General features: G+C 62.1%; 19 protein-coding genes. 8 read left to right on the forward strand and 11 right to left on the reverse strand.

What is annotated here, in order from left to right; all coding sequences use genetic code 11:
- Window positions 1-327 (reverse strand): DUF1820 family protein, encoded by a 327-nt coding sequence (locus tag G7016_RS19680; RefSeq protein WP_181117411.1) that lies wholly within the window; start codon window positions 325-327, stop codon window positions 1-3.
- Between the two features lie 219 nt (window positions 328-546).
- Between G7016_RS19680 and G7016_RS19685 the strand changes: the two genes are divergently transcribed.
- From G7016_RS19685 to lnt, 4 genes are read left to right on the forward strand one after another with little or no spacing between them, the layout of a single operon-like run.
- On the forward strand, window positions 547-1,539 hold the full coding sequence (locus G7016_RS19685) for a PhoH family protein (RefSeq protein WP_181117412.1): 993 nt from the start codon (window positions 547-549) through the stop codon (window positions 1,537-1,539).
- Window positions 1,532-2,005 carry an rRNA maturation RNase YbeY gene (ybeY, locus tag G7016_RS19690; protein WP_181117413.1) on the forward strand — a complete coding sequence of 158 codons (474 nt, stop codon included), beginning with the start codon at window positions 1,532-1,534 and terminating at the stop codon, window positions 2,003-2,005. The genes G7016_RS19685 and ybeY overlap by 8 nt, the downstream gene beginning before the upstream one ends.
- Before the next feature lie 35 nt (window positions 2,006-2,040).
- Window positions 2,041-2,880, forward strand: coding sequence for an HlyC/CorC family transporter (locus G7016_RS19695; RefSeq protein WP_181117414.1), 840 nt, complete (start codon window positions 2,041-2,043; stop codon window positions 2,878-2,880).
- 8 nt (window positions 2,881-2,888) lie between these two features.
- A complete protein-coding gene (gene lnt / locus G7016_RS19700) occupies window positions 2,889-4,430 on the forward strand; it encodes an apolipoprotein N-acyltransferase (protein ID WP_181117415.1) in 1,542 nt (513 codons plus the stop codon).
- Here the strand turns inward: lnt and G7016_RS19705 are convergent.
- Window positions 4,424-5,185: a YdcF family protein gene (locus G7016_RS19705; RefSeq protein WP_181117416.1), complete on the reverse strand. Its 762-nt coding sequence runs from the start codon at window positions 5,183-5,185 to the stop codon at window positions 4,424-4,426. The two genes, lnt and G7016_RS19705, sit on opposite strands and share 7 nt — an antisense overlap.
- Before the next feature lie 42 nt (window positions 5,186-5,227).
- Window positions 5,228-5,536: a hypothetical protein gene (locus G7016_RS19710; RefSeq protein ID WP_181117417.1), complete on the reverse strand. Its 309-nt coding sequence runs from the start codon at window positions 5,534-5,536 to the stop codon at window positions 5,228-5,230.
- 215 nt (window positions 5,537-5,751) lie between these two features.
- Here G7016_RS19710 and leuS point away from each other — a divergent pair, with 215 nt between their 5' ends.
- The 4 genes from leuS to G7016_RS19730 all read left to right on the forward strand — a co-directional run bounded on the left by leuS (window position 5,752) and on the right by G7016_RS19730 (window position 11,457).
- Window positions 5,752-8,358, forward strand: coding sequence for a leucine--tRNA ligase (gene leuS, locus G7016_RS19715; RefSeq protein WP_181117418.1), 2,607 nt, complete (start codon window positions 5,752-5,754; stop codon window positions 8,356-8,358).
- 67 nt (window positions 8,359-8,425) lie between these two features.
- Window positions 8,426-9,031 (forward strand): LPS-assembly lipoprotein LptE, encoded by a 606-nt coding sequence (locus G7016_RS19720; RefSeq protein ID WP_181117419.1) that lies wholly within the window; start codon window positions 8,426-8,428, stop codon window positions 9,029-9,031.
- Between the two features lie 31 nt (window positions 9,032-9,062).
- Window positions 9,063-10,100, forward strand: coding sequence for a DNA polymerase III subunit delta (gene holA / locus G7016_RS19725; protein WP_181117420.1), 1,038 nt, complete (start codon window positions 9,063-9,065; stop codon window positions 10,098-10,100).
- A gap of 67 nt (window positions 10,101-10,167) precedes the next feature.
- Window positions 10,168-11,457 (forward strand): lytic murein transglycosylase, encoded by a 1,290-nt coding sequence (locus tag G7016_RS19730; protein ID WP_181117421.1) that lies wholly within the window; start codon window positions 10,168-10,170, stop codon window positions 11,455-11,457.
- Window positions 11,458-11,526: 69 nt separating this feature from the next.
- Here G7016_RS19730 and G7016_RS19735 read toward each other — a convergent pair whose 3' ends face one another.
- The 8 genes from G7016_RS19735 to rodA all read right to left on the reverse strand — a co-directional run bounded on the left by G7016_RS19735 (window position 11,527) and on the right by rodA (window position 18,894).
- Window positions 11,527-12,453, reverse strand: a complete 927-nt coding sequence (locus tag G7016_RS19735) for a S66 peptidase family protein (RefSeq protein WP_181117422.1) — start codon at window positions 12,451-12,453, stop codon at window positions 11,527-11,529.
- Window positions 12,450-13,460 (reverse strand): lipoyl synthase, encoded by a 1,011-nt coding sequence (gene lipA / locus G7016_RS19740; RefSeq protein WP_181117423.1) that lies wholly within the window; start codon window positions 13,458-13,460, stop codon window positions 12,450-12,452. Before lipA ends, G7016_RS19735 begins: the two co-directional genes overlap by 4 nt.
- Before the next feature lies 1 nt (window position 13,461).
- Complete coding sequence (gene lipB, locus G7016_RS19745) at window positions 13,462-14,112, reverse strand: lipoyl(octanoyl) transferase LipB (protein WP_181117424.1); 651 nt, start codon at window positions 14,110-14,112, stop codon at window positions 13,462-13,464.
- Complete coding sequence (locus G7016_RS19750; RefSeq protein WP_181117425.1) at window positions 14,112-14,387, reverse strand: DUF493 domain-containing protein; 276 nt, start codon at window positions 14,385-14,387, stop codon at window positions 14,112-14,114. Before G7016_RS19750 ends, lipB begins: the two co-directional genes overlap by 1 nt.
- A gap of 81 nt (window positions 14,388-14,468) precedes the next feature.
- Complete coding sequence (locus tag G7016_RS19755) at window positions 14,469-15,629, reverse strand: D-alanyl-D-alanine carboxypeptidase family protein (protein WP_181117426.1); 1,161 nt, start codon at window positions 15,627-15,629, stop codon at window positions 14,469-14,471.
- A 126-nt stretch (window positions 15,630-15,755) separates the two neighbouring features.
- Complete coding sequence (locus G7016_RS19760) at window positions 15,756-16,763, reverse strand: septal ring lytic transglycosylase RlpA family protein (RefSeq protein ID WP_181117427.1); 1,008 nt, start codon at window positions 16,761-16,763, stop codon at window positions 15,756-15,758.
- Window positions 16,763-17,773: a lytic murein transglycosylase B gene (gene mltB / locus G7016_RS19765; RefSeq protein WP_181117428.1), complete on the reverse strand. Its 1,011-nt coding sequence runs from the start codon at window positions 17,771-17,773 to the stop codon at window positions 16,763-16,765. Before mltB ends, G7016_RS19760 begins: the two co-directional genes overlap by 1 nt.
- Window positions 17,774-17,790: 17 nt before the next feature.
- Window positions 17,791-18,894 (reverse strand): rod shape-determining protein RodA, encoded by a 1,104-nt coding sequence (gene rodA, locus G7016_RS19770; protein ID WP_181117556.1) that lies wholly within the window; start codon window positions 18,892-18,894, stop codon window positions 17,791-17,793.
- Window positions 18,895-18,903 lie beyond the last annotated feature (9 nt).

Here is an 18,903-nt window from a genome sequence, read left to right on the forward strand (position 1 = left end):
CTATTTTTCGGGCAGGGGCACTGGGAACGGCATCACGTTGCCGGTCATTTTTGCGTCGGAAATCTTTGCGGTGCCCAGCCGCTCCACTTCATCGATCCGCACGATCGAATGCACCGGCACAAAGCTGCGGGTAACGCCTTCGAACTGGGCTTTAAGCTTTTCTTCGCCCGGATCAACGATCATCTGGGTACGTTCGCCGAACACGAACTCTTCTACCTCGAGAAAGCCCCACAGGTCGCTCTGGTAAATATGCCGGGCATACATTTCGAACACTTGGCCCTGGTTCAGGAAGATCACTTTGTAAATAGGTTCTTCGCGCTTGGTCATCGTAGGCAGGAGTAACAACTGGAAAGAAAAAGGGCGCCGATCATACCACGCTGTCTTCGGCACGATTCCACCGCTGGTGCTTGCCGCGAAGCGCCCACGCAACTACCGTGACCCATTGCACCCCCGGTCGAGCGCGCCACGCGTTACGCTTTCCCCTCGCCGGCTCTGGGGTTATCCTTGAGCCCAACTTCTCAGCCGTAGAGCGGCCATAAAACGACCTTGAACGCACCCATAGAACCCCATCGCTTCACCCTGGAGCCCTTCGAAGCTCGCCGTTTCGCCAACCTGTGCGGCCAATTCGACGAGCATTTGCGCCTGCTTGAGCAACGCCTGGATGTGGAAATCCGCAACCGGGGCAACCAGTTCGAGCTGATCGGCGACCCCGGGCATACCCACTCCGCCGAGCTTCTCCTGCGCCGCTTGTATCGGGAAACCAAGGCCACCGAGCTTTCGCCGGACCTGGTTCACCTGTTCCTGCAGGAATCTGCCGTTGAGCAGCTGGACGACCCGGCGAACAACGAGGTCGCGGTCACCCTGCGTACCCGCAAGGGCATGATCCGCCCCCGCGGGCTGAATCAGCAGCGTTATGTGAAGGCCGTGCTGGCCAACGATATCAACTTCGGTATCGGCCCGGCGGGCACCGGCAAGACGTATCTGGCGGTAGCGTGCGCGGTGGATGCGCTGGAGCGCGAACAGGTGCGCCGCATTCTGCTGGTAAGGCCTGCGGTTGAAGCGGGCGAAAAGCTTGGCTTCCTGCCAGGGGACCTCGCACAAAAGATCGACCCCTACCTGCGACCTCTCTACGACGCCTTGTATGAAATGCTGGGCTTTGAACACGTGGCCAAGCTCATCGAGCGCCAGGTGATCGAAATCGCTCCGCTGGCCTACATGCGCGGCCGAACGCTGAACAACAGTTTCATCATCCTCGATGAAAGCCAGAACACCACCACCGAACAGATGAAGATGTTCCTGACCCGGATCGGCTTCGGTTCCACCGCGGTCATCACAGGGGACATCACCCAGGTCGACCTGCCCAAAGGCACTCGCTCGGGCCTGGCACACGTGATCGAAGTGCTCAAGGACGTACCAGGCATCAGCTTCACCCACTTCAAACCCAAGGATGTGGTCCGCCATCCGCTGGTACAGCGAATCGTCGAGGCCTACGAGCGGTTCGACGAGCCGAAGCCGCGGGACACCACACCCCATGGTTGAGCTCGACCTTCAGCAGGCCACTTCGATCCCGGTGCCCAGCGGGGCGAAATTCCGCCAATGGTGCGAACTTGCGCTACGCCAGCGCACGGCGGATTCGGAACTCACGATCCGCCTCGTTGACGAAGCGGAAGGGCAGATGTTGAACCGCACATACCGCCAGCGGGACTACGCCACCAACGTACTCTCGTTCCCGGCGGACGTGCCTGACGACATGCTGGACATCCCACTGCTCGGCGACCTGGTCATCTGCGCCGCGGTGGTAGAGCGTGAGGCATCGGAGCAAGGCAAGGCGCCAGAGGCCCATTGGGCCCATATGGTGATCCACGGCTGCCTGCACCTGCTGGGCTACGATCACATCGAAGATGAAGAGGCTGAAGAGATGGAAAGCCTGGAACGGGAGTTGCTTGCAGAACTCGGGCACCCGGATCCGTATGCTGAAACCGTCACTGCGCCCCCTACCCCTTAATCCGCTGTATCCAAGGAACACGAGTAAACAACGCCATGAGCGAAGATCGATCGAGCAACGGGCAAAGGTCCTGGCTGGAAAAAATCACCCAGGCTTTTGTCCATGAGCCCAAGAATCGTCAGGAGCTGCTAGAGCTTCTGCGCGAAGCCCACAGCAACAAGCTGCTGGACAGCGAAGCCTTGAGCATCGTTGAAGGCGCCATCCAGGTCGCCGACCTGCAAGTACGGGACATCATGGTTCCGCGCTCGCAGATGATCACCATCAAGGCCGTGCAAACGCCAAAGGACTTCCTTCCTTCGGTCATCGATGCGGCCCACTCGCGCTACCCGGTCATGGGCGAGAACCATGACGAAGTGCTCGGGGTATTGCTGGCCAAGGACCTGTTGCCGCTTATCCTTCAGGGCAGTACCGAAGGCTTCAACATCAAGGACCTGCTGCGCCCTGCGACGTTCGTGCCCGAGTCCAAGCGCCTGAACGTGCTGCTTCGCGAGTTTCGCGCCAACCATAACCACATGGCGATCGTGATTGACGAATACGGCGGCGTGGCAGGCCTGGTGACCATCGAAGACGTGCTTGAACAGATCGTCGGTGATATCGAAGACGAGCATGACGTTGAAGAAGACAGCTACATCAAGCCGCTGCCCAGTGGTGACTTCCTCGTCAAGGCACTGACACCGATCGAAAACTTCAACGAGTTTTTCGACAGCGAATTCTCCGATGATGAGTTCGACACCGTGGGCGGCCTGGTCATGAGTGCCTTTGGCCACTTGCCCAAGCGCAACGAAACCACCGTGATCGGTGAGTACCGTTTCCGCATCCTCAACGCCGACAGCCGGCGAATTCACTTGCTGCGTATTACCCCGATCAACCGCTAAGGACCTTCATGCGCTGGATTACCCACCCCGGCTGGCCCGGTAACCTGCTGGCCGCGGTGGCCGGCAGCCTGACCACCCTGGCCCTGGCCCCGTTCGATATCTGGCCGCTGGCGGTGCTGTCGCTGGCGCTGTTCTACCTAGGCCTGCGCGAGCTCAGCCCTCGCCAGGCGCTTCTACGCGGCTGGTGCTACGGGTTTGGTACCTTTGCCGCCGGTACCAGCTGGATCTACGTCAGCATTCATACCTATGGCGGGGCTTCGGCACTGCTGGCGGGCTTGTTGATGTTCGGTTTCATTGCCGGGGTAGCGCTGTTTTTTGCCCTGCCCGCCTGGCTGTGGGCACGGCTGCTGCGTCGCACCTACGCTCCTCTGGCTGACTCACTGGGGTTTGCTGCGCTGTGGGTCGCCCAGGAGGCCTTCCGGGGCTGGTTCCTTACCGGTTTTCCCTGGCTGTACGCGGGATATAGCCAGCTGGATGGGCCGCTGGGAGGGTTGGCGCCTGTCGGCGGCTTGTGGCTGGTGTCGTTCTGCCTGGCACTGACCGCCGCGATCCTCTGCAACCTTGCGCGCATGCGTCAATACAAGGCCGCTCTGGTTACCGCTCTGGTGCTGCTTGTGTCCCCCTGGCTGGCCGCCTACGGCCTTCAAGGCCACGCCTGGACAGCGCCTGCAGGCAAGCCTCTGAGCGTCGCCGCGCTGCAAGGCAACATTGCACAAAGCCTCAAATGGGACCCGGCGCAGATCGACGACCAATTGGCGCTCTATCAGGACCTTACGCTGAAGGCGCGCCGTACCGACTTGATCATCTGGCCGGAAACGGCAGTGCCGGTGTTGCTGGACAATGCCAGAGGTTACCTGGACCGCCTGGGTGATTTCGCCAACAGTCGGCAGTCGGCCTTGATCACGGGTGTACCGATTCGCCAGGAAGTACGGCATGAACGCCGCTATTTCAATGGCATCACCGTGGTGGGTGCGGGCGAAGGGACCTACCTCAAACAGAAACTCGTGCCATTCGGCGAATATGTCCCATTGCAGGACCTGCTCAGAGGCCTGATTGCGTTCTTTGACCTGCCGATGTCCGACTTTGCCCGCGGCCCGGCAGATCAGCCATTGCTGCAGGCCAAGGGCTACGAGATCGCTCCGTTCATTTGCTACGAGGTGGTGTATCCCGAGTTTGCCGCAGGTATGGCTGCACGCAGTGACCTGTTGCTGACGATCAGTAATGACACCTGGTTCGGCACCTCGATCGGCCCCCTCCAGCACTTGCAGATGGCCCGGATGCGCGCACTGGAGGCCGGACGGTGGATGATCCGGGCCACCAACAGCGGTGTCACTGCGTTGATCGATCCTCAAGGCCGGATCACCGAGCAGCTGCCGTCGTTTGAACCAGGCGTAATGTATGGGGACGTTGTGCCCATGAGCGGGCTTACCCCTTACCTTCACTGGCGTTCATGGCCGCTGATCTGCCTCTGCACGCTCATCTTCGGTTGGGCACTGTGGCAGCGTTCCAGGGCGCGCCGGCAGGTGTTTACCACCACACCGGCTCAATAAAACAGGCGGTAGCCCAACTGGCCGATCGCCTCGTTCAATAGCTGGCTGTTCTGCCAGAACGCCTTGGTATCGGGCACCCACCCCCCGAAGGGGCGCCCGGTGCTGCGGCTCAGAAAGCCTACCGGCGCGCTGACCACTTGCAGGCCGGCGCGCTCGAAGCTCCAACGCGCCCGCGCCATGTGCCAGGCCTGGGTGACTACCACTACCTTGCTGATGCCCTGCGCCTTGAGCAGCGCAGCGCTGAAGGTAGCGTTCTCCCAGGTGGTACGGCTTTGTGGCTCGAGCCAGCGTGTGCTCATGCCGAAATCACGCTTGAGCGACCTGGCCATGATCTCGGCCTCGCTCGGTGGCTCGCCGTAATGAAGGCCGCCCGAGGTCATGAGGGGCAGGCCGCTGGCCCGGGCCAACGTTGCCGCGTAGCGCATGCGTTCAAGTGCGATCCCGGTGGGCTGGTCTTCACCGTCCCAAGCCGGGTCGCCACGCTCCCGCCCGGCGCCCAGCACCACGATCACTTCACCCTGCTGCGCCAGGTTTGCCCAGGCAGCTACCGGCAAGACGGGCTCTGTCTCAAGCATACTTGCAGCCGTTTGGGTCACCACCGGCAGGCTCATGGCAACCAGCCCCAGCAGGCCTGCCGCAAAACACCCTGTTGCCAGGCGCGGCGCGCGGCGGCGAAGCAGCCAACCCAGCAGCAACAGGATGATCAGCAGGCACGGCGGGTAAAAGAGTTGTTTGAGGAAGTAACGCAAAAACATCGGGCACCGCTCGCTGGTTGGGTGCCCGAATCGTAACAGGATCTACTCGAACGTCATCGCCTGGGCGCTGCCCCGATTGCCCCGCCGGCGCCTGTCCTTGAGCCACGCCACGTTGCTGGCCCGCTCGACGATCGGGCGGGCCGGCGCGGATTGCACGCTGGCGGCGCTTGCATGCAGATAGGCACTGAGCCAATCGAATTCAGCGCGGCTCAGGCCTTTGAGCTCGAGCTCGGCCGGCACTTCCTTGCGCAGGTGAACCGAGGTGCGCGCAGCGTCCAGCGCCAGGCCCAGGCGGTCGATCAAGCGTTCGTAAAGCTCCGGTTTAATGGCTGTGAGATGTGTTTCCACCATCCGCTCACCTCTCTGCTGACGAAACTTCTTGCCCCACACAACAGCTTAGCGTCACCCGCCCCGCCAGCTTGGCGCCGCGACCAACGGAGGCGCAGGCGCAATCAGCGTTTCACGCCCCCCCGGGGGTCATGTATGCTACGGCGTTCATCAAGACACTGGATCGTTGGCCGCTGCGCACGTCAGCTCGTCACTCACTTCCCCAGCAAAAAGTAGCCATGCACGAACACTACCAGCCTCGCGAAATCGAAGCCGCCGCCCAGGCTTTCTGGGATGCGCAAAAGTCCTTTGAAGTCAGTGAAGAGCCCGGCAAGCCGACCTACTACTGCCTGTCCATGTTCCCTTACCCCAGCGGCAAGCTACACATGGGGCATGTGCGCAACTACACCATTGGCGATGTGATCGCTCGCTATCAGCGCATGCTGGGCAAGAACGTGCTGCAGCCCATGGGCTGGGACGCCTTCGGCATGCCGGCGGAAAACGCGGCGATGAAGAACAACGTCGCGCCTGCCAAGTGGACCTACGAAAACATCGCCTACATGAAAACCCAGCTCAAAAGCCTGGGCCTGGCGATCGACTGGTCGCGCGAAGTCACTACCTGCAAGCCGGACTACTACCGCTGGGAACAGTGGCTGTTCACCCGCCTGTTCGAAAAGGGCGTGATCTACCGCCGCAACGGGACCGTGAACTGGGACCCGGTCGACCAGACCGTGCTCGCCAACGAGCAGGTCATCGACGGCCGCGGCTGGCGTTCCGGGGCTGTGATCGAGAAGCGGGAAATCCCGATGTACTACTTCAAGATCACCGCCTACGCCGAAGAGCTGCTGCAAGGCCTGGACGACCTGCCGGGCTGGCCCGAGCAGGTCAAGACCATGCAGCGCAACTGGATCGGCAAGTCCAAGGGCATGGAAGTACGCTTCCCCTATGACCAGGCCTCCATCGGCGAAGCTGGCGTGCTCAAGGTGTTCACCACCCGCCCCGACACCTTGATGGGCGCGACCTATGTCGCCGTTGCCGCCGAGCACCCGCTGGCCACCCTCGCCGCGCAGAACGACCCCGAACTGCAGGCCTTCATCGCTGAATGCAAGGCTGGTAGCGTCGCCGAGGCTGACGTCGCTACCCAGGAGAAAAAAGGCCGTGCCACCGACCTGTTCGTGGAGCACCCGCTTACCGGCGAGAAACTCCCTGTATGGGTGGCCAACTATGTACTGATGCATTACGGCGACGGCGCCGTGATGGCAGTGCCGGCGCACGACGAACGCGATTTCGAGTTCGCTACCAAGTACAACCTTCCGATCAAGGCCGTGGTGCGCACCAGCGCCGGGGACACTACCCCTGCCCCATGGCAGCCTGCCTACGGCGAACATGGCCAATTGATCAACTCTGGCGAGTTCGACGGGCTGGACTTCGAGGGCGCGTTCGATGCGATCGAAGTCGCGCTGCTGAAAAAAGAACTTGGCCAATCCCGGGTGCAGTACCGCCTGCGTGACTGGGGTATCAGCCGCCAGCGCTACTGGGGCTGCCCGATCCCGATCATCCATTGCGACGGCTGCGGCGACGTTCCCGTTCCCGAAGACCAGCTGCCCGTGGTTCTGCCTGAAAACGTGGTACCCGACGGCGCCGGTTCACCCCTGGCTCGCATGCCCGAGTTCTACGAGTGCACCTGCCCACGCTGCGGCCAGGCTGCCCGTCGTGAAACCGACACCATGGACACCTTCGTAGAGTCGTCCTGGTACTTCGCGCGCTATGCCTCGCCGAACTATACCGGCGGCATGGTGGACCCAGCCGCAGCCAATCACTGGTTGCCGGTCGATCAGTACATCGGGGGCATCGAGCACGCCATCCTGCACCTGCTGTACGCGCGCTTCTTCCACAAGCTGATGCGCGACGAAGGCCTGGTCACCTCGGACGAGCCCTTCAAGAACCTGCTCACCCAGGGCATGGTGATCGCTGAAACCTACTTCCGCACCGAAGCCAACGGCGGCAAAACCTGGTTCAACCCGGCGGATGTGGACCTTGAGCGCGATGCCAAGGCCAAGGTCATCGCCGCCACACTGCGCAGCGATGGCCTGCCGGTGGAGATCGGCGGCACCGAGAAGATGTCCAAGTCCAAGAACAACGGCGTCGATCCTCAGTCGATGATCGACCAGTTCGGCGCCGATACCTGCCGCCTGTTCATGATGTTCGCCTCGCCGCCTGACATGAGTGCCGAATGGTCGGATGCGGGCGTAGAGGGCGCCAACCGCTTCCTGCGTCGCGTATGGCGCCTGGCTCAGGCACATGTGGCACAGGGCCTGCCAGGGCCGCTGGACACCGCCGGGCTCAACGATGGTCAGAAAATCGTGCGCCGGGCCATCCACCTGGCCATCCGCCAGGCCAGCCAGGACGTAGGCCAGCACCACAAGTTCAACACGGCCATTGCTCAGGTAATGACGCTGATGAACGTGCTCGAGAAAGCCCCACAGGCCGATGCGCAGGATCGCGCGTTGCTCCAGGAAGGGCTTGAAGCCGTGGTTCTGCTGCTCGCGCCGATCACACCTCACCTTTCACATGACCTGTGGCATCACCTGGGCCATGCGCAAGCTGTAATCGACGCCGCCTGGCCTGCCCACGACGAAGAAGCACTGGTGCAGGACACCCTCACGCTGGTGATTCAGGTGAACGGCAAGCTGCGGGGCCAGATCGATATGCCGGCCGGTGCAAGCCGCGAAGAGATCGAGGCCGCCGCGCGCAGCAACGAGAATGTACTGCGCTTTACCGAAGGCCAGACCATTCGCAAGGTCATCGTGGTGCCAGGCAAGCTGGTCAATATCGTCGCCAACTGATCCCCGGCCTCGCGGGCGCCCTGCGCCCCGAGGCGCGTCGGCTAAAAGGTTTGAAGGAGCAACAACCATGATCGTACGTAACCTGCTGGTACTGGGGCTCGCCACGCTGCTGAGCGCCTGCGGTTTCCAGCTGCGCGGCACCGGCACCAATGAAATGGGCATCAAGGAGCTGAACGTCCAGGCTCGCGATGCTTACGGCACTACCATTACCGACCTGCGTGCCGCACTCGAGCGCAGCGGTGTTCAAGTCGTGGCCGGCGCGCCCTATACGTTGACGCTTACCGACGAGCAGGAAGAAAACCGTAGCGCCACCTACAGCGGCTCGGCGCGCACCTCGGAAGTGGAGATGACCCTGCGCGTGGACTACACCATCACAGGCAGCCAGCAACGTGTACTGCTGGACGATCACATGGATGTACAGAAGATCTACGTGCATGACAGTAACAACCTGACCGGCTCGGATCAGGAAGCCACCCGTGTACGCACCGAAATGCGCCGGGAGCTGATCCAGCGCATGATGCTGCGCCTGAGCCAGCTCACGCCGGCCGAGCTGCAAAAGCGTCAGGCCCAGGCGGATGCCAAGGCCGATGCCGACGCCGCTGCAGAAGCCGAGGCGCAGCGTATCCGCGACGAAACCCCGCAACAGTCCCCGATGGAAATGCCCACCAAGTGATCCTGCTTGCCAGCTCCCGGAGGCCCCTGCGTTGAAACTGCCTCCGGCCCAGCTGGGCAAGCACTTGCAGGGCCCCTTGGCAGCCATCTACGTGGTCAGTGGTGACGAACCGCTGCTATGCCAAGAGGTTGCCGATGCCATCCGGGCCGCAGCCCGCAAGCAGGGCTTCGATGAGCGGCAGGTATTCAATGCCGATGCCAGCTTCGATTGGGGCGGCCTGCTCCAGGCTGGCGCCAGCCTCTCCCTTTTCGCCGAAAAACGTCTGCTCGAGCTTCGCCTGCCTGGCGGCAAGCCCGGTGACAAAGGCTCGGCAGCACTGCTCGAATACGCGGCACGCCCTGCCGAGGACACCCTGTTGCTTGTCAGCCTGCCCAAGCTGGACGGCAGCACACAGAAAAGCAAATGGGCCTCGGCCCTCATCAATGCCCCTCATGCACAGTTCATCCAGGTGTGGCCGGTGGATGCGAACCAGCTGCCCCAATGGATCAACCAACGCCTGGCGCAGGCTGGCCTGTCGGCGCATCCCGATGCAGTAGAGCTGATCGCTGCCAGGGTGGAAGGCAACCTGCTCGCTGCCGCCCAGGAAGTGGAAAAGCTGAAGCTGCTTGCCGACGGCAATCAGGTAACCCTCGAAACCGTGCAGGCGGCGGTCGCTGACAGTGCGCGCTTCGATGTATTCGGGCTGGTGGACGCGGTGTTGGCCGGTGACGCCACGCATGCGCTGCGCATCCTTGAAGGGCTGCGAGGCGAAGGCGTGGAAGCGCCGGTCATCCTCTGGGCGCTGGCCCGCGAACTCCGCACGCTTGGCGGGGTAGCGCAGCTGTCCAGCCAGGGCGTGCCACTGGATAAAGCCTTCAGCCAGATGAAACCGCCAGTGTGGGACAAACGCCGCGCACTGGTCGGCAAGGCCATGCAACGTTACCCGGCGGCACGGTGGAACCTTCTGTTACAAGATGCCCAGGGCCTGGACGCGCAGATCAAAGGGCAGGCGCCGGGCTCGGTGTGGACAGGGCTTTCCCGCCTCACGCTACTGATGGCCGGTCAACGTTTCGCGCTACCCGCGCAATAGCCCCTTGGCGGCCCCCAGCCTTGGCGTGTTAAGGTTTTCCAACACTTACATATGCCTGGGCAATTGCATGTTTTTTCGCCGTATCTGCCGTCGTCGCTCCAGCCGAATCATTGCTGCTTCCAGCCTGTTTGTTCTTGCCGCCTGCTCGGAAACCCCCACTGCCGCCGATGCGCTGCCATCGAGCCCAGCCACCAGCGTCGTTGCCGTTGCCACGGATGCCGAGCCTGCACAGTCCTTCGAGCAGTGGCAGGCGGCATTTCGTGCCCATGCGCTTCAGTCCGGCATCCGTACAGAGGTGTTCGACAGCGCTTTCACCGGCGTAAGCCCAGACCCGTCGGTGATTACGGCAGATCGCAGCCAGCCGGAATTCACCCGGCCGGTATGGGAATACCTCGACAGCGCCATTTCGCCTATACGGGTACGCAAGGGCCAGGCACTGCTCACCCAATATGCCGACGTGCTGCAGCGCATCGAGCAACGCTATGGCGTCGACCGGGAGGCACTCGTTGCCGTGTGGGGCATGGAAAGCAGCTTCGGCCAGTTCCAGGGTGACAAGTCGGTGATTCGCTCGCTGGCTACCCTGGGTTATGAAGGCCGGCGGCCAGGTTTCGCTCAGGAGCAGCTGGTAGCAGCGTTGCAGATCCTGCAAAACGGCGACATCGACCCCGCGCATATGCTGGGGTCCTGGGCCGGGGCTATGGGCCAGACCCAGTTCATCCCCACCACCTATAACGCCCATGCCGTGGACTTCGACGGTGACGGCCGGCGCGACATCTGGAACAGCGCGGTGGACGCCCTGGCCTCGACTGCGCAATACCTGCAAGCGTCCGGCTGGCAGCACGGCCAGCCCTGGGGCCTGGAAGTGCAGGTTCCCAGCGGGTTCGACTACGCCCAAGCGGATGGCAGCCTGCGCAAGCCTATAGCTGAATGGCTTGCTCAAGGCGTGAAGCTCGCGCCCGGCACCTCCTTGCCGCCTATCCTTGGCCAGGCCCAGGCGAACCTTTTACTGCCAGCAGGTTACCGTGGCCCTGCCTTCCTGGTGCTAGACAACTTCCGCGCCATCCTCAAATACAACAATTCGTCGTCCTACGCGCTCGGCGTAGGCCTGCTATCGCAGCGCTTCGAGGGGGGTGGTTTCGTTCAAGGCAGCTGGCCCAAGGATGACCTGCCGCTCAGCCGTTCCGAGCGTATCGAGTTGCAAACCCTGCTGAGCGCAGCTCAATACGATGCAGGCACACCTGACGGCATCATCGGCAGCAATACCCGCAAAGCCATACGCGCCGCCCAGCAGGCACGTGGCTGGCCAGCCGACGGCTACCCCACGCATAAGCTGCTGGAAAGCCTGCGCGGCATGTGAGCAAGGCGAAGCCCGCGAACCCAGGCGCTAATGCCTGGTCGCGGCCTCCCCGGAGCTTGAATGTGGAGGTTAGCGGGTGATCGATTGGGCCAGGGTAAGCCGCTGGCTATCGGCATCCAGCACCACCCGTGCCCCCAGGGGCAGGGTGAGGTTGGGATTGCAATGGCCACTGCGCCAGCCAGCCAGTATCGGTATCTCCAGTTCGGCAAAGGTCGCCTTTACCAACTCGAACAGCGGGCCAAGCTCGATCTTGGCCACATCGCCCAGCAGCACACCGCGCAGCCCAACGAACTTGCCCGCCAGCCGCAGTTGGTTCAGCGTGCGGTCGATGCGGAACAGCGGCTCGTTCACGTCTTCGATAAACAGCACCGCGCCGTCGGTATCGATCGGCCAGGGCGTGCCTAGCGAAGCGCCGATCATTGTGAGGTTGCCACCCACCAAGCGGCCCTCGGCCACGCCGGGGTGCAGCGTGGTCAAAGGCCAGTCCAGCGGGTGATGAATGCAATCCCCCTCCCCCAGTTCGCCCCGCAGCATCTGCAGCAGCAGTGTTTCAGTCGGTGCCAGGCGGGGGGTAAGCAGGTCCGGGCGCATCATGGGGCCATGGAAGGTGATACAGCCGGTTTCGAGCAGAATCGCCTGGTGCAGGGCGGTAAGGTCACTGTACCCCACGAACGGTTTGGGGTTGTTCGCGATCAGGGAGTAATCAATCTGGTCGAGCAAGCGAGGGCTGCCATACCCCCCGCGAACGCAGAGGATTGCCGCAATGTCGGGGTCGACAAAGGCTGCATGCAGGTCGTCGAGCCGCACGGCATCGCTGCCAGCGAGGTAACCCGTGGCCTGGGGTACGCCAGGAAAGATCTTGAGGCGGTAACCATGGCGCTCCGCCCAGGCATGGGCGGCGCCGTGGTCGAACTCTGCAGGGCCGGCCGGTGCGATCAGCCCCAGGCAATCGCCGGGGAGCAGCGCCGGTACCGGCTGGCCAAGGGCACCGGTCAAAGCTTGATCTTCGCCTCGTGAGCTTGCTGGTCCGCATGGTACGAAGAGCGTACCAACGGCCCGGAAGCCACGTTCTTGAAGCCCAGGCGGTACCCTTCCTCGGCGAACCAGGCAAAGGTGTCCGGGTGCACGAAACGCTGCACTGGCAAGTGGCTGCGGGAAGGCTGCAGGTACTGGCCAAGCGTCAACATGTCGATGTCATGCTCGCGCATCTTGTGCATGACTTCGATCACTTCCTCGTCCGTCTCGCCCAGGCCAAGCATCAGGCCGGATTTGGTCGGTACCGTGGGCACGCGCTGCTTGAACTTCTGCAGCAGGTCCAGGGACCACTCGTAGTCCGAACCCGGGCGGGCGGCGCGATAAAGGCGCGGTACGGTTTCCAGGTTGTGGTTGAACACGTCTGGCGGTTCCTGCGCGGTGATGTCCAGCGCAACGTCCATGCGGCCGCGATAGTCAGGCACGAGGGTTTCCAGCTGGATACCTGGAGAGAGCTTGCGGATTTCGCGCAGGCAGTCAGCGAAATGCTGTGCACCGCCATCGCGAAGGTCATCGCGGTCCACCGAGGTGATTACCACATACTTCAGGCGCAGGTCGGCAATGGCGACGGCCAGGTTATGAGGTTCGTCCATATCCAATGGCTTTGGCCGGCCGTGGCCCACATCGCAGAAGGGGCAGCGGCGGGTACAGATGTCACCCATGATCATGAAGGTGGCGGTGCCGCCGGAGAAACATTCACCCAGGTTCGGGCACGAAGCTTCTTCGCACACGCTGTGCAGCTTGTGCTTGCGCAGCAGTTGCTTGATACGGTCGACTTCCGGCGAGACAGGAATGCGTACGCGAATCCAGTCCGGTTTTTTTGGAAGTTCTTCGGTGGGGATGATCTTCACCGGGATGCGGGCCACCTTGTCGGCGCCTCGCAGCTTCACGCCCGCCTCTACCTTTTTCGGCGCCGAAGCCTTTTGAATCGCGGCCTCTGGGCTGGCGACGGTGTCTTGCGCAGTAGTCATATCAGTCGATTCCGCCCGTGAGGGTCGTCTGCTCAGCATAATCGAGGTGTTCGACGAGCTGCGCGCGCAGCCGGGCACTTACCTCGGAAAGTTCTGCACCGGGCGCATGGTCGGCCAGTTGCGTCATGGCAAGGCCGGCGTAGCCGCACGGGTTGATTCTCTGGAAGGGGCGCAGGTCCATGTCAACGTTCAGCGCCAGGCCATGGAACGAACGACCGTGGCGGATGCGCAACCCCAGCGAGGCAATCTTCGCCCCGTTCACATACACACCGGGCGCGTCCGGCTTCGCCGCGGCGGTTACACCGTAACTGTGGAGCAACGCCACAAGCGCGTTTTCGATCCGGGTAACGAGTTCTCGCACCCCGAAGCCCCGCTCGCGCAGGTCAAGCAACAGGTAGGCGACCAGCTGGCCGGGGCCGTGGTAGGTCACCTGGCCTCCACGGTCGACCTGCACCACCGGGATATCCCCCGGCAGCAACAGATGCTCGGCCTTGCCAGCCTGCCCCTGTGTGAACACCGGCGGGTGTTGCACCAGCCACACCTCGTCACCCACATTACGCTCGCGGGCTTCGTCAGTGACCCGGCGCATCGCCTGCCACACGGGCTGGTAGGGTTTCAGGCCGAGCTCGCGAAAGCCCAGGCAACCGGGCATCAAAGCACCATGTGCACGAAGCCGGTGGCCCGCAACGCGCTGTTGATGTCGCGCAGCTGCTCCTGGCCGGTAGCAATGATATGCAACTGCACCGTGGTGTACTTGCCATTGCTGCTTTGCCGCTCCGCCAGGGTTTTTATGTCCACCTTGGCATATTTGGCGAGGATCTCGATGACCGCATCCTTGAACCCCACGACGGTGTCGCCGATCACCTTGATCGGGTAGTCGGGGCAAGGAAACTCAATGATATGAGACTTTACATCTGTGTCTGTCATGGCAGTGACGGCCTCATCAAGCCGTGGAAAAAAGCTACCCCTCCCGCAGCCGGAGGCTGGGGAGGGGTAACCGACGGTTCGTCAGTTGAACAAGCCGTAGAAGAATAGACGAATGCTATCCCACAACCGACGGAAGATGCCACCCTCCTCGACTGAGTCCAGGGCAATCAGGTCCTTGGTTTCAACTACCTTGTCGCCGTTCTTCACTTCCACCTTGCCGATCACCTGGCCTTTTTCGATAGGCGCGGTGAGCTGCGGGTTCATGGTCATGCTCGCTTGCAGGTTCTTCAACTGGCCGCGTGGCAGGGTCATGGTGAGGTCTTCGGCCAGGCCAGCCTTCACTTCATTGGTGGTGCCTTTCCAGACCGGCGCCTTGTTCAACTCGGTGCCTGCCTTGTAGAAAGTCTGGGTTTCGAAGAAGCGGAAACCGTACGTCAAGAGCTTCTGGGTCTCGGCCGCCCGGGCCTGCTCACTGTTGGTACCGAACACCACTGCGATCAGGCGGGTGCCGTCGCGTACCGCCGAAGCCACCATGCAATAGCCGGCTTCCTGGGTATGGCCGGTTTTCAGACCGTCCACGGTCTTGTCGCGCCACAGCAGCAGGTTACGGTTAGGTTGCTTGATGTTGTTCCAGAAGAACTCTTTCTGCGAGTAGATCGCGTAGTGAGCAGGGTCTTCATGAATGATCGCGCGGGCCAGGATGGCCATGTCATGCGCCGAGGCGTAGTGATCCGGGTTCGGCAGGCCGGTCGGGTTCATGAAGTGGCTGTTGTCCATGCCCAGCTTCTTGGCCGTGGCGTTCATCATGTCGGCGAAGGCATCTTCGCTGCCCGCGATGTGCTCGGCCAGGGCGACGGTAGCGTCGTTGCCCGACTGGATGATGATCCCGTGGAGCAAGTCACTCACGGTCACCTGCGACCCCACCTTGATGAACATCCGCGAACCGCCGGTGCGCCAGGCGTTCTCGCTTACGGTCACCAGATCGTTCTCGCCGATTTGCCCGCGGCGAATTTCCAGCGTAGCGATATAAGCCGACATCAATTTGGTCAGGCTGGCCGGAGGCAGCCGCTCATCGCCATTGCTGTCGATCAGAACGTTGCCGCTGGACGCCTCCATCAGCACATAGGCGCGCGCCGCCAGTTGAGGCGCGGCAGGTACCATCTGGTCGGCAGCCCACGCGGTGGGGGAAAGCAGCAAGGGAACAAGCAGGCACAGGCGTTTGGCAAAGTTGGTGATGTTCATCCGTCTCTCGAGATTACTGATGGCACAGGCCCTGTGGGCAAATCTTTTCAAAGCCTTGTCAGGGCTTACGTGGGTGCCGTCCATGGCGCACGCTCGCAGGGAGCATGAAGCGATACAGGTGGCGGGTCAGTCCGCCGTGACCATGCTCGGCGAGCCGAGGTTGGCCAGGCGAATGCTGTTCTGCACCTGCTGGGCTTCATCCTGGGTTCCGATCGGCCCCAGCCGAACGCGATAGAGCGTTTGCTGGTTGCGAACCGTAGGGCTGGTAAAGGCCGGGGCCTTGACCATGGTACTCAGCTTCGACCGTAGCAGCTCGGCAGCGTCCGGGTTGGCGAAGGCTCCCACCTGGAGATAGAGGCCAGTTGCCTGCGCAGAAGCGTTTTTTTTTGGGTCGATTGCGACCGGAGCAGCCGCCGAGGCGTGTTGCTGCGGTGGCGGGGTGTATTGTTCGATGGTGCCGGTGGCCGGGGTAAGCGCCGGGCGCGCCTGGGCCACTTGTACCGCTGGCTGCTGCAGCACCATGGGCGCCGGCCGGCCGCGCTGGGCCCACCATTGCTGTGGGTCGATGCCTTCTACCTTCACCCGGGCGGTACCGGTTTCGGCATAGCCAAGCTTTTTCGCCGCGGCGTAGGACAGGTCGATGATGCGATCAGAATAGAACGGCCCGCGGTCGTTCACGCGCAGGATCACGCTGCGGTTGTTGTCCAGGTTGGTCACACGCACGTAGCTGGGCAGCGGCAGCGTTTTGTGGGCCGCGCTCATGCCGTAGAGGTCGTACACCTCACCATTGGCGGTGTTCTGCCCGTGAAACTTGGTGCCATACCAGGACGCCGTGCCTACGGCCACATAGTTGCTGGCATCCGGTATCGGGAAGTAGGTCTTGCCCAGCACGGTATAAGGGTTGGCCTTGTACGGCCCGGTATGCAGCGTAGGAATCGCATCGGGAATACGGGAAACATCCACGTCCCACCAGGGGGCGCCGTCCTTGTGGGCACGGTTGATGTCCAGGCCAGGTTGCGCACGCACCGTATAGGTAGGCTCGGGCGAACGGCTGCTGGAGCAGCTGGCCACCAGCAATGCCACCGCTCCATAGAGCGCCAGTTTCAGTGATGTGCGAAACGGCAAAGCCCGCATTACTTGGTGCCCCGTGCTTGAACCAGCATTTGCGACAGTTGGTGAACCGCCATCGCGTACATCGCGCTGCGGTTGTAGCGCGTGATGACGTAGAAGTTCTTCAGGCCCATCCAGTACTCCGGCCCGGCCTCTCCATCCAGCTTGAACGCAACGACTGGCAAGTCATCGCGGAGCGCATCATGACTCGACCAGCCCAACCCTCGCAACTCTCCAACGGTTTTCGTAGGGTCCAGGCCAGGGCTCAGCCCTTCATCGGCACGAGCGCCTCGTACGTCGGCGCGGCTGACCACAGGCTCGCCGGCCACCCAGCCATGCCGGGAGAAATAGCTGGCCACGCTGCCGATAGCGTCGGTGGGATCGCTCCAGATATTGATGTGGCCGTCACCGTCGAAATCCACGGCGTAGGCGCGGAAGCTGCTGGGCATGAACTGCGGCAGGCCCATCGCTCCGGCATACGAACCCTTGAGTGTCATGGGGTCGACCTGTTCGTCACGGGCCAACAGCAGGAACTCGCGCAGCTCCTTGCGGAAGAAGTCGGCGCGTGGAGGATAGTCGAAGCCCAGGGTGGACAACGCATCGATCACTCGGTAGTTGCCGGTGTTACGGCCGAAGAAGGTTTCCACGCCGATGATCGCAACGATCACCTGGGCGGGCACGCCGTATTCCTGCTCGGCGCGGGCCAGCGCGGCTTCGTGTTGGCGCCAGAAGTCCACGCCCCGGGCGATACGGGCATCGGTGATGAAGATAGGGCGATAGTCTTTCCAGGGTTTCACGCGCTCGGCGGGCCTGGAAATGGCGTCGAGGATTGCCTGCTTGCGCTCCACTTCGCGGAACACACCCATCAGTTGCTCACCGGCAAAGCCATAGTCCCGGGTCATCTCGCCTACGAACTCCGCCACCTGCGGCGACCCTTCGTAGTCACCTGCCACAGACGAGGCGGGCGTACCAAGGATGCCAGCCAGGCCGACCCAAGGAGCGTATCGAGCGACCCAGCCGCGCATTGCTTGCATTGAAATCTTCACCTTATTCAAACCTGAGCGATCCACTTGCGATGGGTATGGATCGACATCAAAACCCCAAACGCTGACAGTAGCGTCACGAGCGAAGTTCCGCCGTAACTAATGAAGGGCAAGGGCACGCCAACCACTGGAAGAAGGCCGCTTACCATGCCGATGTTCACGAACACATAAACGAAGAACGTCATTGTCAGGCTACCCGCCAGCAGCTTGCCGTAGAGGGTTTGCGCCTGAGCGGTGATCACCAGCCCACGGCCAATGAGCAGCAGATAGATCAGCAGCAAGGCACAGATGCCCACAAGGCCGAACTCTTCGCCGAGGACCGCGATGATAAAGTCCGTGTGGCTTTCAGGCAAAAAATCCAGGTGCGACTGGGTACCCAGCAGCCACCCCTTGCCAAACACCCCGCCCGAGCCGATCGCGGCCTTGGACTGGATGATGTTCCAGCCCGTACCCAGCGGATCGCTTTCGGGATCGAGGAACGTGAGAATCCGCTGCTTCTGGTAGTCGTGCATGATGAAGAACCACATGGCGACTGCAACGGGCACCGCGGCTGCAATCACGCTGAGTATCCAGCGCCACCGCAGGCCGGCCATGAACAGCACGAACGCACCCGAAGCAAGGATCAGCAAGGAGGTGCCCAGGTCGGGCTGGCGCACAATAAGCACGAATGGCACGCCAATCAAGGCGAGGCTGATTGCAACATGTTTAAGGTGCGGCGGCAGGGTTCGCTTGGAGAGGTACCAGGCAATGGTTGCCGGCATGATGATTTTCATGAACTCCGAGGGCTGAAAGCGTATCACCCCCGGAATGTTGATCCAGCGTGTGGCTCCCATGGCGTTATGGCCCATTACGTCTACCACCACCAGTAGCACCACCCCGATCACATAGGCGAGTGGCACCCATCGCGCCATGAACCTGGGCTCCAGTTGGGCGATGACGAACATGGACACAAGGCCGATCCCGAAGGATGTGGCCTGCTTGATCAGCAGGTCCCAGCTTTTCCCGCTGGCTGAATACAGCACGAACAGGCTGCCGCTGGCCAAGGTGAGCAGCAGGATCAGCAAGGGGCCATCCACGTGGATACGCTGCAGGAAGGTGGCGCGGCGGCGCATCACGTCTTC

This window comes from Pseudomonas japonica, from assembly GCF_013522925.1.
GTDB lineage: Bacteria > Pseudomonadota > Gammaproteobacteria > Pseudomonadales > Pseudomonadaceae > Aquipseudomonas > Aquipseudomonas japonica_A.